Genomic DNA, 16,353 nt, shown 5'->3' on the forward strand with positions numbered 1-16,353 from the left:
AGCCTGCGATTTTGAGAACGTTTACCCGCCGAACGGCATCGGCAGCAGGAGCATCATTTCGTCCCACATCGCCGGATACAGCTTCACCTGCGTCAATTGCTCTTCCCGGAATCGATGCCGGTCGTCGTCGTAGCGCAGCCGACTATAGCCGGATACGGCCCATCCGCCGTCCTCGTCGATGATGCGCTCGGGGATGAAATGCGTTACGGCTCCCGCGCAGTTTAGTTTGACCGCCGTCCGCCATCGCAATGCTTGTTCCATTAACTCCCGCCTCGTCGACAGATGGTACGCCCGAAACTGCTTCAGCCACATGGACGGGACGTCGTCGATGCCGGCGAACAATTGCCTGGGCGTCGTCCGCTCTTGAATCAGTTCGTACAAGCCGTCTTCGGCTTGCGCGAATAACGTGTTCGCGCAAGTCGGAACAGCCGCAGCTTCACTCGTTTCATCCCGCCTCGTGCCGCCGTTCTCCCCGCTCCGTCCCTCCATGCCGAGCACGATCATGGCGCGTACGGTATCCGGCAGGCGTTCCTGCGTAAGCTCCTCCAGAAAGGCTGTCAGCGATTCCCGCGTATGCCCCGCCCGTGCCGCGCGCTTGCAGCTGTCGGGCCGGATGCGGTAAACGGTCGTAATATCGGTCCGGCGGCGTTCGGCGGCCGTTTCAAGCTGCCATCTGACGGCGTAGGCGCAATGCTCATCGACGTACAAATCGCCGTCCGGCGTTAGCTGCACGCCGCTTCGGGCGAACCGCCCCGAATCGCCGCCGGCCGGGCTTTCCGCCTGTCGGCGGAATGGCGCCGGTTCGATCAGCCATCGAATGACCGTCGAACCCGTGCCGTCTACGCCCCTTTCGAGCCAGCCCATCTGTATGAACAGCCGGCACCAGTCATCGATCATGGAAGGCCGAGGTTTGGCAAGCAAGCGCCGGCATGCCGCCGCAGCGGCCTCGACCTCAGCCGCGCGGTACCATACGCCCGGAGCGAGCGAACATAACGCAGCCGCCCCTGCAGCGGCCGCAGCATGACGGGCGCAGGCCGCCGCCAGCACCTGGCGCAGCAGCGACGCTTCCCTTTCGGCCGGGGACGCATGCAGCCAGCCCTGCCATGCCGCATCGTCCCGTACCAGGCTGCCGTTCGCTTCGCGAAGCCATCCGGAGGCAAACGCCGTCTCCAGCACGAACAGCAGCGCGGGCGGATAGACTGCGTCCGCCATGCCGTTCGGTCCGGCCGATGCATCCGGCGACTGGATAAGCGCCGACAGCGCCGCGTCTTCGACGAACAACTGCCCGGCGCCTCTCGCGATCGTCTTCTTCGTTAATACCCGCTTCGCGGTCAGCTTCAATCCGGCATCGGCCATATGCGCCATCGCGTGCAGCAGCTGCAGGCTGAACGGAGGAGCGTAGCCATCGCCTTCGACGGCATCGATGCCGCGGGGGTCAATTTCAACCGGCGGCAGGCCTTGCTGCCGGCGATCCGAACCGCGGCGCGCCGTTCGGATCGCCTCATGCCACGGCAGCAGGCTGTCCAGCGGCAGCACGAACAGCTTCTCGCCCCAGCCCCGCCGCACCGTGAAGACGATGCCGGCTTCGCCGAGCCGATGCAAGCCAAGGCGCAATGCGGCGCCGGCGATTCCGGGCCTGGCGGCCTGCAGCAGCTGCTCCTCGGTGAACGGGCTCGTCCCGAAGGCGGCGGCGATCAGTTCAAGCGCAAGCGCGGCCTCTTCGGCCATGAGTGGCCAGACGGCCGCCGTACATCCGGGATCCAGCAGCGTCTCCGGCCACGTTACGGGATGGCATTCGCGCCATAGGGCATGGCTTCGCAGCCGGTCGGCTTGTTCGGCCGTCAGACGGGCCGCGATTTGACCCGCGCTCATCGGATGCGCATTCGCTTGGCCCGCGTTTACTTGGCCCGCATTCATTTGGCCCGCATTCACAGGGCAGCCCCTCGATTCGCCGCGTCCTCCGCCAGCAGCTTGCCGCGCAGCTCCGCCCAGTCCGCCAGCTCGTAGCGATAGCCCTGCTCGAGCAGGAACAGCTGCCGCCGGCCCGCGTAGTCCGTTTCCTTCGTCCCTTGCGTCACGACCGTATAGAACCATGCCTCGTTGTCGCCGGCCTTCGGCCTGAGAACTCGGCCGATCCGCTGCGCTTCCTCCTGCCGCGAACCGTAGCTGCCGGATACTTGAATGGCGACGGCCGCTTCAGGCAAATCGACGGCGAAATTCGCGACCTTGGAGACGACGAGCACCGGAATTTCGCCCGTCTTGAACCGGCTGTACAGCACGGATCGTTCTTCATGGGACAGCTCGCCCGTCAATACGGGCGCATTCAGCTCGTCCCCCAGCCGGTGCAGCTGAGTCAAATATTGGCCGATGACGAGCGCCGGCTTGCCGGGATGCCGCTCCAGCAGCGCGCGGACGACCTCGGCTTTGTCGCCGTTCTCCCCGGCGATGCGGATCTTCGCCTTCTCGTCGGCGGCCACGTACGCTTCCGCTTCGCCGTGCGCGAGCGGCAGCCGAATCTCCGTGCACGTCAGCGAAGCGATCCATCTGCGCGTCTCGAGCGTCTTCCACGGCAGGTCGAACCGCTTCGGACCGATCAGCGAGAAGACATCCTGCTCCCGGCCGTCCTCCCGGACGAGCGTCGCCGTCAAGCCGAGCCTGCGGGTCGCCTGCAGATCCGCCGTCATGCGGAATACGGGCGCAGGCAGCAGATGCACCTCGTCGTAGACGATCAGCCCCCAGTTCCGTTCGCTGAACAAGCGCATATGCGCGTACTCGTCGCTCTTCTGACGGCGGCTGGTCAAGATTTGATAGGTGGCGATGGTTACGGGCCTCACCTGCTTGGCCGAAGCGGCGTACGTGCCGATCTGCTCTTCCCGCAGCGACGTCTTATCCAGCAGCTCCGCTTTCCACTGATTCACCGACGTCACGTTGGAGGTCAGAATGAGCGTGTCGCAGCGCATGCGGGCAAGAGCCGCAATGCCGATGATCGTCTTGCCCGCGCCGCACGGCAAGACGAGCACGCCGCTTCCTCCATCGGCCTGCCCTTCCCGATAAAATAAATTGACCGCCCGCTCCTGATAGTCCCGCAGCCGGAACGGGCGTCCTGCGGCCGTAGTCGCGCGCAGCTCCACGTCCAGCGCCTCGCCGTGCCGGTACCCGGCTAAATCCAGGACCGGATAACCGAGCCTGATCAGCTCCTGCTTCATGACTCCCCGGGCTTCCGGCTTCACAAGCCGCCGCCCTTCTTCTTGCGCGGGGAGCAGCGCGGAGGCGACCGACGGCTTCTCCTCCAGCATCGCCAGCAGCGATTCTTCGCCGAGCAGCAGGAGGCGTCCGTCGCTCGTATGCTGCAGCATCAGCTTCCCGTATCGGTCGCCCAGCTTGCGGATCGCGCTGACGGCCTGCAGCGGGAGCTCGTAGGAGCTGAACGCATCGAGCGCTTCGATGACGGCCTCCGGCTTCATGCCCGCCGCCGCGGCGTTCCAGAGCGACATCGGCGTCATGCGATACGTATGGATATGGCCGGGACGTTTCGTCAGATCGGCAAAACGGTTCAACTGCTCGCGCGCCATATCCGACTGTTCATGCCTGTCGTCCAGCAGCACGGTCAAATCGGCCTGTACGCAAAGCGGGCGATTCTGTCGTTTCATCACGATTACCAGCTCCCGGTTCCAAGATAATAATTCAGTATGGTTGGAAACGGTTGAAAATATGCACCCTGCGGCAGGCCGGCCAAAACTGCCGGATAACGCAAAGAACCAAACCGCGTAACGCGGTCCGGTCCTTCGCTGCGAAGCTTGCTAGGAAGACAGATGGATGAATCCGTAGTAAATCCCGATCCTAGTAGCCGATGTCCGTACGTTCAGCTGCTTTTTGGCTCACGTACTCAGCCATTTCCTCCACGCCCGCTGCTTTGTACTTGTCTTGGATGTTGTGCAAAATTTTCAATGCTTCCGCATCCGATTTTGCGAAGCAAGCTTTCTGGAACTCGTCGTTGAAGTTCAAGCTGCTCGTCTTATCGATATAGTTCTGGTATTTCGGCCAATCTCTTTCAAGGTAGGACGCGCTGACTTTGTCGATAATTTGAATCGGCATCTTGGCCGAGAAACTGGATTCCAGCTTCTCCCACTGCGTCTTCTGATCCTCCGGCGTCGGCCAGGTGACTTCGGAAGAGAACGCGCCGATGAAGCTGCCGGAGAGGTAGTTCAGACCTTCGTCGCGTTTCACGTCCGTATTGTCGTCGAACTTCTTCTTCATGTCCGGAATCCATTGCGGCTTGCCGTCCACCATCGTGTAGTCCGTGCCTTCAATGCCCCAATAAGCGAGCAGGCGGCCTTCGTCGCTGTTGACATAATCGATCAAGCGAAGCGCTGCGTCCGGATCTTTGATTTTGGCGCTCAGGAAGATGACCGGGAAGCCCGAACGGCCCGGCTTCTCGACTTGCGTCACGATTTTGCCGCTCTTGTTCTTCATGGGTCCAAGCAGCTCGTACTGCATTTCCGGATTCGTCTTATACAGCGTATTTTGCAATTGTCCCATCATGCTTTGCGCGCCGAATACGGCCAGCTTGCCCGTAGCGAGCTTCTCGTTCGCCGTCGTATCGGTATTGCTGAACGCTTCCGGATCGAACAGACCGTTCGAGATCAGCTTTCTCATGTACAACAGACGCGCTTCCTGATCTTTGGATTGCGTCCAGAAAATCAGCTTGCCGTCTTCTTCGCGGAAATCGGAGATATTATAATCGGACCAGCCGGACAGGAATTGGCTGTAGTCCCAGCCGTTATGCATCGTACCCGCGGGAACGACCGGTTTTCCGCTGATATCCTTGAAATTGCCATTCTTGATCTTCTCGAGCAAGTCGTACACTTTATCTTCCGTATCGATATCCGCAGGGTTCACGCCAAGCGCCTTCAAGATATCGCCGCGGGCGTAGAGACCGTAATTCCAGTTATGGATGCTCTCCGGAGTTCCGTCCGGCGTCTGCATCGGAATGACGTATTGCTTGCCGTTGAGGTCGGGACTGTTCATATCGAATTCGGCGAAATCCTTGGCTACGCCGGTCGTCATCAATTTCTTCACGTTCGGATATTTATCGAGATAAGGCGTCAAATCCAGCAGCTGTCCTTCCATGGCCGCCTTCTTGATGACTTGTCCTTCCCCGCTTGTCGTCGACCAGTACGGCGCGTTCACGATATCCGGAACCGTGTCGGAAGCGAAAATCGTGTTCAGTTTCTCTACTTCGCTCGTCGTAATCGATTCCAGCTTGAGCGTCACGCCGGTTTTCTCTCTTACCGCTTTGGCTACGGGGTTATTCTCCTGATCTTGCGGGAAGCCCGCTCCACCGCCGTTCCAGGCGCTCAGGAAGGATAATGTGACCGGTTTGGGCGCATCCGTTTTCTGCCCCGTGTTCGACGCGTTCGTCGAGTCGGTCGTATTGCCCGTCGTGCCCGGATCGTTGTTGTTCCCTCCGCATGCCGTCATTGTCAATGCAAGCAATGGAATCGCAACCGTCAAGCTAAGTGAACGTTTCAGCCTGGTCTTACGCATTTGACAAGCCCCTTTCGTTTGCAAATTTTTATATATAAAAGGCAATGCCTCTTATACTCCTCGACTACTCTTTGAGCGAACCGACAAGCACGCCCTTCACGAAGAACTTCTGCAGGAACGGATATACGCAGATGATCGGCAGCGTGATGATAATGACGAATGTCATCCGGAGCGCTTCCGGCGTAACTCCGCGCAGCGCCACTTGGGCTTCGTTCATGTTCTTGATGGCCGAGCCGCTGCTGGATCCGGTCATGGACTGGAAGGATGCCTCGCTGATCATTTTGTTCAGGAACGTGGCCGCGGGCTGCAAGTTCTCTTTCTGAATGAAGAACTGCCCGGTGAACCAGTCGTTCCAGATGCCTACGCCGACGAACAAGGCGATGGTAGCCAATACCGGCATCGATAGCGGAAGGATGATTCTCCAGAATACCGACAGCTCGCTTGCGCCGTCGATTCGGGCCGATTCCGACAGGCTTCCGGGAATCCCGTCGAAGAACGTCTTCATGACGATGGCGTTGAAGAAGTCGTACAGCGCCGGCAGCACGAGCACCCAATACGTGTTCAGGATATGGATTTGCCGGTACAGGATAAAGGTCGGAATCAGACCGCCGCTGAACAGGGTCGTAAAGAAGAAGAAGAAGACGATATACTTTCTTCCCGGCAGCCCTTTGCGCGATAGACCGTAGGCCAGCAGCGCCGTCAGCAATACGGAGCATGTCGTAACGATCAACGTCCGGGAGATGGAAATCATGAACGCGTTCAAAATGTGCGAGTTGTTAAAAGCTTTCGCGTAGTTCTGAAGGGTGGCAACCCTAGGGAAGAAGTAAATGCCGCCTTTCATGGCGTCATAGCCGTCATTTAACGATAGCGCCAGAAAATAGATAAAGGGATAGAGAGCCGTAAGGCAGAATACGATCAGCACCGCATAGTTCACTGTTGCATACATTCTATCGGCAGCCGACATTCTTCTCGCGCCCATACCCGCACCTCCTTAGTCGATGAATTGAGTGTCGTTTACCACAGCGAAACGTCGCTTACCTTCTTGGATACTTTGTTCACGATCACGATGAGGAACAGCGAGATTACCGACTTGAACAAGCCGATCGCCGTGGAATACGCGAATTGTCCTTGCTGGAGACCCGTTTTCAATACGTAGGTGTCCAATATCTCAGAGACGCTCAAAGTCGCAGGCGTCTGCATCAGCCAAATTTGGTCGAATCCCGCGTTCAGAATGCCGCTGAGGGAGAAAATCAACAGGATGCCGATCGTTGGCGTAAGGGTCGGCAGCGTGATTTTAAACAGCTTGCTCCAGCGGCCCGCCCCGTCCATATCCGCGGCTTCGTACAAATGCGGATCGATATTGGTCAACGCGGCCAAATAAATGATCGATCCCCATCCGATGCCCTTCCAGATATCGGACAAGACGACGAGCGGATAGAATAAGGACGGCATCCCCATGAAGAAGATCGGTTTCAACCCCATGTGTTCGCGGATGTCGTTGACAAGCCCCACGTTCGGGGAAAGGATCTTCTGCATCAGCGTCACGACAACGACCCATGACACAAAGTGAGGCAGATAGGAAATCGTTTGGAAAATCCGTTTGATTTTGCCGTGCATCACGGCGTTAAGCATTAAGGCGAGGACCAGCGGAGCCGGAAATCCGAACAACAGTTTCAGGGCGCTGATGGACAGCGTATTGTGGAGCACGGAATAGAAGCTGGAATCGTTCAAAAACTGCTTGAAAAAGCGCAAGCCTTCCCAGGGACTGCCCAAAATACCGAGGTTGTACTTGAAATCCTTGAATGCGATCAAAATGCCGTACATCGGGTAGTAACTGAATACGAGGTACCAGATAAAAGCCGGGAGCATAAATAAGTACGCATGTCTGAAGCTCCAGACTTTCGTCCACGTTTTGCTCTTCTTCGCCGGCAAAACTTCGGTTCTTGCTTCGTTTACAACCATTTCCCTTTCCACCTCCTATAGAGTAAGCGCTTTAAATTCCAGCAAAGCGAGCTGAAATCGCAGCCCTGCACCGGCGGCGCGCAGCGAAAGCCATGCCCGCACCGTGTCCGCTGTCTTCTCGCAGCCAAGACAGGAACCGATTCCATACATTCCGGCCGGCGATCCGCTCACCGGCATACCGAAGCCGAATCAAGGAACCGCTTGCCGGAAATTCCGGATGCTTCTCAATAGAAAGGACTCTTACGTTTGAAGGTGGCACATCGGTTGACGCCGACCAACGTACGGATATGAAATTCCATGTTGTCGGGCTCACTTCTTCGTACGTCATAAGCGTCTCCTTCTACCTCAACTGCAACCGGTCACAACGGCCTGATCCAAATATAATATATTTAACATATATTATCAATCATTTTCATGAGAAACTTCGTATATTTCTTATCGTTCCTTCGCATTTGTCGTGCTATCGGCACTTAACCTCTCGAATTTCGAGTCCATTGTCGGTTTTTTTGTCGAAACGATATATTAAATATGTTATATATACAATCATGGAAACACTGTCACTCGCCGTTTGCGGTCCGGTCGATTCCAATCAAAAAGACGCCTCCGACCTGAAGGCGTCTTCTCCGAGCGAAATTGTCTTTCCTAATGATAAGCATGCTGCTGCGTATCGTCCGCGTCCTGCCGGGAAATGCCGCTGAGCGCTTCGCCGGCTTCATCGGCGAATTTGTCTCTCACGGCCAAATCGCCGATCGATACGATGCCGACGAGATTGCCGTTCTCCACGACCGGCAGCCGTCTGATCTGATTGCGCGACATCATCATGGCCGCTTCGTCGACGGAAGTATCCGCATCGATCGCTTTGATATCCGACGACATCACTTCCGACACGGCCGTCGAGCCCGGGTGTTTGGCCGCATACCCGCGAATAACCAAATCACGGTCGGTGACGATGCCGATCAGCTTCTTCCCGTCCACGATCGGCACGAAACCGATGTCATGGTCTCTCATCAAAACCGCAAGCTCATACACATTATCCAGCAGCGTTGCCGTCACGCAGTCCGTCGACATCAATTCCTTGATTGAACGTGCCATCGTCGGCGTTCCTCCCTTGAATGCTCGTTTGCATTCTTTAGGTTGGCCGTCTCCGGCGGCAGTCATGCGCGAGGCCGCGCAAATAACTGTTGCCATCCGTCCGTGTTACCGTTCGGAACGCGCCCCGTCGGACGAAGCTTCCGCGGCGAAATCCTCCGCCATCGCCACCATCAGCTTGGCCGACATCAGCATCGCCCGCTCGTCGATATCGAATCGCGGATGGTGATGCGGGAACGTCGCCCCGCACGCCGGATTGCCGGCTCCGACGAACATGAAGCATCCCGGCACCTCGCGCAAGTAATACGAGAAATCTTCGCCCGCCATAATGAGCGGGGATTCCGTCACGGCTTCGGCGCCGAACGTCCGGGCCGCCACGCCGAAGAAGCGATCCGCTTCCCTCGCGTCGTTCACGACCGTCGGATAACCGCCGCGGTATTCCAGCGTCGCCCGCGCCCCGTGCATCGCGGCCGTATGTTCGACAATCGTCTCCAGGCGGCCGCGGATCAGCGTCCGAACGTCCTCGGTGAACGTCCGGACCGTGCCGGTCAGCCGGCAGCGTTCCGCGATGACGTTCGCCGTCGACCCCGCATGGAACGAACCGATCGTCACGACCGACGGATCGAGCGGATTGACGCTGCGGCTGACGACCGTCTGCAGCGCCTGTACCATCGCGGCTCCGACGAGCACCGCGTCGACCGTCTCGTGCGGCAGCGCCCCGTGCCCGCCCTTGCCCGCGATGTCGATATAAATCTCGTCCGGCGCGGCCATGAACGGCCCGGATCGCGAAGCCACGGTGCCGTACGGGAACGGCGTCCATAGATGCACGCCATAGACGGCATCGACGCCTTGAACCGCGCCTTCCCCGATCATGCCGATCGCGCCGCCGGGCGATACTTCCTCGGCCGGCTGGAACAAGAACCGCCGTTCCCCGGCAAGCTGATCGCGGTTGGCTTGGTAGAACGCCGCGATCGCCAGCATCGTCGCGGTATGCGCATCGTGCCCGCATGCATGCATGACGCCCGGCACCTTCGACGCATAGTCCGCCGCCTTCTCGTCCTGAATCGGCAAGGCGTCGAAGTCCGTCCGCAGCGCGATCACCGGGCCCGGCTTGTCGCCGCGAACGGCGGCGACAAGCCCGTAACCGCCGACGCCTTCCTTGACGTCGCATCCGATCTCCCGCAGCCGCTGCGCGATCCAGCGGGACGTTTCCTTCTCGTGAAAAGACAGTTCCGGGTGTTGGTGCATATATCGGCGCCACGCCACCATCGTCGGATAAGCCGTTTGCAGCTGCGCATCTAACTTGGCCATCAAGCTCACGCATGCCAACCCCCTTAACGTACATTTATTAGACTCGCCTTAATTGTAGCAGAACCGAAACGGCGCACGAAAGATTTTTGCCAATAAAAGAGAACATTTTTCGTAAAGCTGTCACTTTTGGCGTCGTTACACGATCAGGCGGAGGCTTGCACTGCCCCTTGAAAACGACTATCATAATCCATATAACAACCTGCATCAGAGCTTAAGGAGGATCTTCCATGATTATTGAGAATACCGGCTTGAACGGCCTGAGCAGCGAACTCGCGCATCTTGACGAGTCCGCGGAGAAACTCGGCTTCGTTCGTTGGCAATGGGAATATTACCGCGCTACGTACGATCTGAAATTGGAAGACCGCACGAACCGGGAGGACTACTACCTGCGCTTCAACGTCCGCGCGATTGAAGGCAAGCTGGAGTCCGCGCATGCCGTGCTTCAAGTAGAATCCGTCTATATCGGACGAGCTACGTTCCCGCACGGTCTGGATTACGATTCTCCAATCCCGCAGCCGATTCTCAACGCTGCGACGCAGCGCTTGCAAGAATTGAAGAAGCTGCTAGCCTAATTCACGATGGGTCCACAAATGAAACCAAAGACGAACGGCCTGCGCGGCAGGCCGGATTTCTTGCTTCTCGTGCTCACGCTCCTGCTCGTCGGCTTCGGTCTGATTATGGTGTTCAGCGCGAGCTCGAACACGGCGGCGATTTCCAAGAGCAACAATTTCGACGCCCTTTACTTTACGAAGCGGCAGCTGGAATTCGCGCTGCTCGGCACGTTCAGCATGTTCGTGGTGATGAACATCCCCTATACGGCGTTCAAGAAAGGATTCATCATCTACTTCTTCCCCGTACTGATTATGCTCATCCTCGTACCGTTTATCGGCAAGAGCCTTAACGGCGCACGCAGCTGGTTCGGCGTCGGCTCGCTCGGCATTCAGCCGACCGAGTTCGCGAAGCTGGGCCTCGTCCTCTATCTTGGCTCCCTGATCGCCAAGAAGGGCGAGAAATTTCGAGATTTCAAGAAGGGCCTCGTCCCGGTGTTCATTATCATCGCGGTCATTTGCGGACTTATCATGATGCAGCCCGATCTCGGCGCCTGCATCGTCATCGCCGGCGCCTCGCTCATCATCATCGTTGCCGGAGGCGCGAACCTGAAGCAATTGTTCTTATCCGGCGTTATCATCGGATCGATCGTGGCCGCGCTGGTCAGCATCTCGATGCTTCACGACCCGGACAGCTGGACGTACCGGATCAACCGGTTCACGGCCTTCATGGACCCGACGTCGGACATGCTGAACACCACGTACCATCTGTCACGGTCGCTTGAAGCGCTGGGACACGGCGGCATAACCGGGGCCGGCTTCGGGCACAGCATCCAGAAGCTCGACTACATGCCGTATCCCTACAGCGACTTCATCTTCTCCGTCATCGGCGAAGAATTCGGATTCATCGGCAGCTTGCTTTTCCTGCTCTTTTACTTATTCTTCATTTGGCGCGGGATGATCGTATCGCTTCGCTGCCCGGATGTGTACGGCACGATCGTCGGCGTCGGCATTGTCGGAATGATCGCCGTGCAAGCCATCGTCAATATCGGCGGGGTTACGGGCGCGATGCCGCTTACCGGGGTTACGCTGCCCTTCATCAGCCACGGCGGCTCCTCGCTTCTCGTCTGCTTGCTCGGCATGGGCATCCTGCTTAGTATCTCCCGCGAGTACAACCGGCCGGAGAAGGTGGAGAAGGTCATCTCGACGCGCAGCACCGTACCCGCCGCCAAATCGATCCGCTGATCGCATCGTATACGTTCTAATACGTTCAAAAGGCATGTCCCGCGAGGGACATGCCTTTTTGTTGTTCTGCCTGGCTTATTTCAAACGCGCGACTTCTTCGGCTGCCGTCTCTTCTTCTTTGAAAGCGACGCCCTCTACCTTGATGTTCACTTCCACGACATGCAGTCCCGTCATCGTCGCTACCGCTTCCCTGACGTTCTCCTGCAACTGGCGGCACACTTCCTGAATCGGAATACCGTATTTCACGATAATCCGCAGATCGATCGCCGCTTCGAGCTGACCGACCTCGACCGATACGCCCTTCTGCGCATTCTTGCCGCTCAGTCGTTTGGCAAGGCCTTCGGATATCCCCCCGGACATAGCAGCAATGCCAGGAGTTTCAAGCGCAGCCAAGCCCGCGATGGTGGCGACTACGTCGTCTGAAATACGAATGATGCCGGATTGAAGTTCTTCTGTCATGCCACTCACTCCTCGTTCACCTTATGTTTCCATTGTATCGGAACCTTACATTCGAAGCAAGGCATTCCCTTCGCGAGCCGTCCAAGTTTACACAAACGACTTTTTCAGCTATAGTGTTAACAGAATTTCCAATTTCCAAATACGGGGTGCCTGGAACATTGAATCAGAAACTGTTTTTTGCCTTACTCATCGGTCTTTTCGTACTAAGCGGGATTAGTCATTACGCCCATTTCGGAACCGTCGCGGAGTTCATCATCTCCGCGCTCGCGATTCTGTTCGTAGCGGGTTTCCTCGGGAAAGCGACCGAAAGCGTGGCCCATTACGCCGGGCAGCGGCTCGGCGGCTTCCTGAACGCAACGTTCGGCAACGCGGCGGAGCTCATCATCGCGATCTTCCTGGTGCGCGAAGGGCTGTTCGACATGGTGAAAGCGAGCATCACCGGTTCCATTATCGGCAACCTGCTGCTCGTTCTGGGGGCCAGCGTGCTGCTCGGGGGATTGAAGTTCAAGGAGCAGCGCTTTAACGTACAGTTGGCCAGCCACAACTCCTCGCTCATGATTCTGGCGGTCATCGCGCTCGGCATTCCGGCCATCTTCATCTCGACGCAGCATTTCTCCGCGCACAAAACGCAGCTGCTCAGCTTGACCATCGCGGGCATCCTGATCGTTGCTTACATCCTGTGGCTGGTGTTCTCGATGATCACCCACAAGGATATTCTCGGCGACGTCGAGGAGACGACGCCGGACCATGGCGAAGAGGCTTCCTGGTCCAAATCGACGTCCGTCCTGTTCCTTGTCCTGGCCACGGTGATGACCGCGTTCGTCAGCGAATGGCTCGTCAGCACGCTGCATACGTTCACGGCGAAATTCGGCTTCTCCGAGGTGTTCATCGGCGCCTTCCTGATCGCCATCGTCGGCAATGCCGCCGAGCATAGCGCGGCCGTCATGCTGGCTATGAAGAACAAGATCGGCGCGGCCGTGGAAATCGCCGTCGGCAGCAGCTTGCAAATCGCGCTGTTCGTAGCGCCGGTGCTCATTCTGGTCAGCGCGCTCTTCGGCGAGACGATGGACATCGTATTCACTCCGATCGAGCTTGCCGCCATTGCCGTTTCCGTCTTCATCGCCAAGTCGATCTCGAAGGACGGCACGACGAACTGGTTCGAAGGCGCGCTGCTCATCTTCGTCTACATTATTCTGGGCATTTCGTTCTACCTGGTGTAAGCAGCAAGGCGTTCCCCCGGGAACGTCTTGTTTTCTTTCCTGCTATTCGGCCGTTATCCTCTTCCCGTTCGGATCTCATTCGAATCCGGTGCGAATAGGCGGTTCGGCGCAAAAAAAAAAAGCAGCTGCACGTTACTGCGGCTACTTCTCCAACGCTTCATAGAGCTGAGCCAAATTCCGCTCCAGCTTGCTGATGATTTCTTTGCCCACAATCTCGGTCACGAGTCCCGCACGAATCGCAAAATCGACCTCTCTGGAAAAACCATATATTTGAGTATCCAGCACTTCTTCATAGAGCGGACATTGACGCGTCGTCAAATTTTCCATTTGGACTTCGATTAACTTCTCAATTTTATTGGCATCCTCGTGAAGGAGATTGAGCGCTTTTTGATGCAAGTGAATAAGAACATCGGATGAAGACATCGTACTCCTCCTTGTGCATATTGCTTCGCTAATCGTCGATATGTCTTATACCCTTTATATTAGACGAAATCAAACGAATGTACAAGGTCAAAACAAATAAGCGCCCCACCGATTATTCGGTGAAGCGCTTTCCTTGTTGCTTAGGACGAAAAAACTATTCGACTATCGTTACATTCAAGTTGTGCTTGGCGAACACTTCGGCCATAGCCGCTTGTGCTTCCTCCGCATCCGGTCCATGGACGTGAAGCTCGTAGGAGTGACCGCCGACCAATGTGGTGAATAGGCCGAGGATGCTTTTGACGTCAATGTATTTGTTCTCGGCTTGCAGAACGATGGACGACCGGAATTTATTGGCCGTTTGCGAAATATCAACGATTGCCGCATTATTGGACATGGGAATCCCTCCATTATTTAGTTACATTCGCTAACTTCACTCATCATAACCCGATTTCGACATTCCTACAAGGGGGCTTTTACTTTAAATTTTCAGGATTCAAGCCTTCCAGTTCGGGCAGGACGAACAAGCCGTCTTTGCGGATCAGGACATCGTCGAAATACACTTCGCCGCCGCCGTATTCCGGCCGCTGGATGAGCACCAAATCCCAGTGAACGGCGGAACGGTTGCCGTTGTCCGTCTCCTCGTACGCCTGGCCCGGCGTAAAATGAAGGCTGCCCGCGATCTTCTCGTCAAACAGGATGTCCTTCATCGGATGCAGAATATACGGGTTGAAGCCAAGACTGAATTCGCCGATATAGCGCGCGCCCTCGTCCATGTCGAGAATTTCGTTCAGCTTGGCGGTATTGTTGCTCGACGCTTCGACGATCTTCCCGTCTTTGAACGTAAATGCGATATTCTCGAACGTGACGCCGGAATAGACCGATGGCGAATTATACGTGATCGTGCCTTGAACGGAATCGCGCACCGGGCAGCTGAACACTTCGCCGTCCGGAATGTTGCGTTCGCCCGCGCATTTGCTCGCGCCGATGCCTTTGATCGAGAACGTCAAGTCCGTGCCCGGCGCGACGATCCGCACCTTATCCGTCTTCGCCATCAACGCCTGCAACGGATCCATGGCCTTATCCATCTTCGCATAGTCCAAATTGCACACGTCGAAATAGAAATCCTCGAACGCTTCCGTGCTCATGTTGGCCAGCTGCGCCATGGAATCGTTCGGGTAGCGCAGCACGACCCACTTCGTGTGCTTCACGCGCTGCTCCGAGTGAATCGGATGACGGTAATATTTGTCGTACAGGTTCATTTTGTCGCTTGGCACGTCGGCCAGCGAGTTGATGTTCTCGCCCGATCGAACCGCTATGTAGCCCTGCATCGCCTGCATCCGCTTCAAATCGAAGGAGGCCCACAGCTTGATCTGTTCCTCCGTCGCATTCATGAGCATCGTCCGCAGCACGGTGCGGTCGCTCGTTTCGACGAACGGGCGGCCTCCGCGCTTGGCCACCTCTTCGACCAAGCATTTCGCCAATTCCCGTTCCGAGCCGATCATATCGATGAGTACATTTTCACCGGGCTGCACGTTAATGGAATAGCCTGCCAGGTTCTCCGCAAGCTTCTGCATTCTTGGATCACGCATGTCATTACCTCCGCTTCGTTCTTACACATTTCTTACGCAAGTATATTAACATGTTTGGCTGGCGTATGCACGGCGGCTTCCGTCATGCGCCTCCGACCGCCGGCATTCATAAGTTGAAGTTCAGCCGCGTCGTCCGGTTCTCTTCCACTGGCTTCCCGTCGACCTGGTATCGGAACGCGGTCCGCTCTTCCAGCGAGAGCGGCAGCAGCTTCTTTCGGTCGATCGCCAGCTTGCAGGTCGATTGCGCCTGCATCGTCGCGAGCATCGATTCGAGCGTCCGTCTGGAATGTGCCAGCTCGCCGTTCCATTCCGCTTCAAGCGCGGATTGATCAGCCGGGCTCAGCGGTTTGGCTTGGGTTTGCACATGCCCCTGTCCTTGCGGCGCGGCGGATACGTTCGCGGGAACTTTCTTCTCCAACAGGCTGAATTCGCCGCGCAGGCGATCGGACCATAGGGCAGCCGTCTTCTTCGGGTCCGTCGTGATGCGCAATACGGTCCGCTGACCGGTCGACTCCTCGGGAATGATTTCCGTCTTGACCGCCGCCGCTTCGATTTCGTTCAGCAGTTCGAGCGGATTCCGCTGCGATGGCAGCATGCTCCCCCCGGTTCCCTGCACGTTGACTTGGTTATGGTTGCTGACCGTCCCTTGGTACGCGCTTGGATTGCGATCCGCCTGCGTTCCGGTTCCGATGCCGGTCTCTCCGCTGAATGCATATCGGTCGACGCCGGACAGGCCTGCGACGGACAATGACAGCAGCTCCTGCGGCGAACGGTTATTGGCATGCGCACAGCCCGTCAGCGCCAGGCAAACGGCGCCGATCGCGATTAGCTTGCTTCGATTCATCTTCGCTCACCATCCTGTTTCAGCTTGATTCGTCCTCCACGGATAGCGTCTGTTCGATCATCGATCTTTATGTACCTGCGGAACATTTGCTTCTATATGATTCGAGCAATTCGGGT

General features: G+C 57.1%; 15 protein-coding genes. 3 read left to right on the plus strand and 12 right to left on the minus strand.

From position 1 onward, the window contains the following. Positions 1-21: 21 nt before the first annotated feature. From GXP70_RS18945 to GXP70_RS18975, 7 genes are all read right to left on the minus strand, one after another. On the minus strand, positions 22-1,932 hold the full coding sequence (locus GXP70_RS18945; protein WP_162358285.1) for a helicase-associated domain-containing protein: 1,911 nt from the start codon (positions 1,930-1,932) through the stop codon (positions 22-24). Then, the gene (locus tag GXP70_RS18950; RefSeq protein WP_225442880.1) at positions 1,929-3,650 is read right to left on the minus strand and encodes a DNA repair helicase XPB; all 1,722 of its coding nucleotides are present in this window, start codon (positions 3,648-3,650) and stop codon (positions 1,929-1,931) included. Before GXP70_RS18950 ends, GXP70_RS18945 begins: the two co-directional genes overlap by 4 nt. A gap of 190 nt (positions 3,651-3,840) precedes the next feature. Next, the gene (locus GXP70_RS18955) at positions 3,841-5,547 is read right to left on the minus strand and encodes a type 2 periplasmic-binding domain-containing protein (RefSeq protein ID WP_162358287.1); all 1,707 of its coding nucleotides are present in this window, start codon (positions 5,545-5,547) and stop codon (positions 3,841-3,843) included. 64 nt (positions 5,548-5,611) lie between these two features. Next, on the minus strand, positions 5,612-6,526 hold the full coding sequence (locus tag GXP70_RS18960; protein ID WP_162358288.1) for a carbohydrate ABC transporter permease: 915 nt from the start codon (positions 6,524-6,526) through the stop codon (positions 5,612-5,614). A gap of 35 nt (positions 6,527-6,561) precedes the next feature. Then, positions 6,562-7,509, minus strand: a complete 948-nt coding sequence (locus GXP70_RS18965; RefSeq protein WP_162358289.1) for an ABC transporter permease — start codon at positions 7,507-7,509, stop codon at positions 6,562-6,564. Positions 7,510-8,151: 642 nt separating this feature from the next. Continuing rightward, entirely contained in the window at positions 8,152-8,601 is a 450-nt protein-coding gene (locus GXP70_RS18970) for a CBS domain-containing protein (RefSeq protein ID WP_162358290.1), read from the minus strand. Positions 8,602-8,706: 105 nt separating this feature from the next. Next, on the minus strand, positions 8,707-9,909 hold the full coding sequence (locus GXP70_RS18975) for a M20 family metallopeptidase (protein ID WP_162360552.1): 1,203 nt from the start codon (positions 9,907-9,909) through the stop codon (positions 8,707-8,709). A 227-nt stretch (positions 9,910-10,136) separates the two neighbouring features. On the opposite strand from GXP70_RS18975, the gene GXP70_RS18980 reads away from it, so the two are divergent. Beyond that, positions 10,137-10,481, plus strand: a complete 345-nt coding sequence (locus GXP70_RS18980; RefSeq protein WP_162358291.1) for a YugN family protein — start codon at positions 10,137-10,139, stop codon at positions 10,479-10,481. Between the two features lie 18 nt (positions 10,482-10,499). Then, positions 10,500-11,702 (plus strand): putative lipid II flippase FtsW, encoded by a 1,203-nt coding sequence (gene ftsW / locus GXP70_RS18985; protein ID WP_162358292.1) that lies wholly within the window; start codon positions 10,500-10,502, stop codon positions 11,700-11,702. 75 nt (positions 11,703-11,777) lie between these two features. Here the strand turns inward: ftsW and GXP70_RS18990 are convergent, their stop codons facing one another. After that, positions 11,778-12,161 (minus strand): Asp23/Gls24 family envelope stress response protein, encoded by a 384-nt coding sequence (locus GXP70_RS18990; RefSeq protein ID WP_162358293.1) that lies wholly within the window; start codon positions 12,159-12,161, stop codon positions 11,778-11,780. A gap of 158 nt (positions 12,162-12,319) precedes the next feature. Between GXP70_RS18990 and cax the strand changes: the two genes are divergently transcribed. Beyond that, complete coding sequence (cax, locus tag GXP70_RS18995; protein ID WP_162358294.1) at positions 12,320-13,381, plus strand: calcium/proton exchanger; 1,062 nt, start codon at positions 12,320-12,322, stop codon at positions 13,379-13,381. 141 nt (positions 13,382-13,522) lie between these two features. Here cax and GXP70_RS19000 read toward each other — a convergent pair whose 3' ends face one another. From GXP70_RS19000 to GXP70_RS19015, 4 genes are all read right to left on the minus strand, one after another. Beyond that, complete coding sequence (locus GXP70_RS19000) at positions 13,523-13,804, minus strand: Fpa/YlaN family protein (protein WP_162358295.1); 282 nt, start codon at positions 13,802-13,804, stop codon at positions 13,523-13,525. Positions 13,805-13,958: 154 nt separating this feature from the next. After that, a complete protein-coding gene (locus GXP70_RS19005) occupies positions 13,959-14,198 on the minus strand; it encodes an HPr family phosphocarrier protein (protein ID WP_162358296.1) in 240 nt (79 codons plus the stop codon). A 79-nt stretch (positions 14,199-14,277) separates the two neighbouring features. Beyond that, positions 14,278-15,393 (minus strand): aminopeptidase, encoded by a 1,116-nt coding sequence (locus GXP70_RS19010; protein WP_162358297.1) that lies wholly within the window; start codon positions 15,391-15,393, stop codon positions 14,278-14,280. Between the two features lie 106 nt (positions 15,394-15,499). Then, positions 15,500-16,237 carry a hypothetical protein gene (locus tag GXP70_RS19015; protein WP_162358298.1) on the minus strand — a complete coding sequence of 246 codons (738 nt, stop codon included), beginning with the start codon at positions 16,235-16,237 and terminating at the stop codon, positions 15,500-15,502. Positions 16,238-16,353: the final 116 nt, after the last annotated feature.

The sequence above is a fragment of the Paenibacillus lycopersici genome, from assembly GCF_010119935.1.
GTDB classification, from domain to species: domain Bacteria; phylum Bacillota; class Bacilli; order Paenibacillales; family Paenibacillaceae; genus Paenibacillus_Z; species Paenibacillus_Z lycopersici.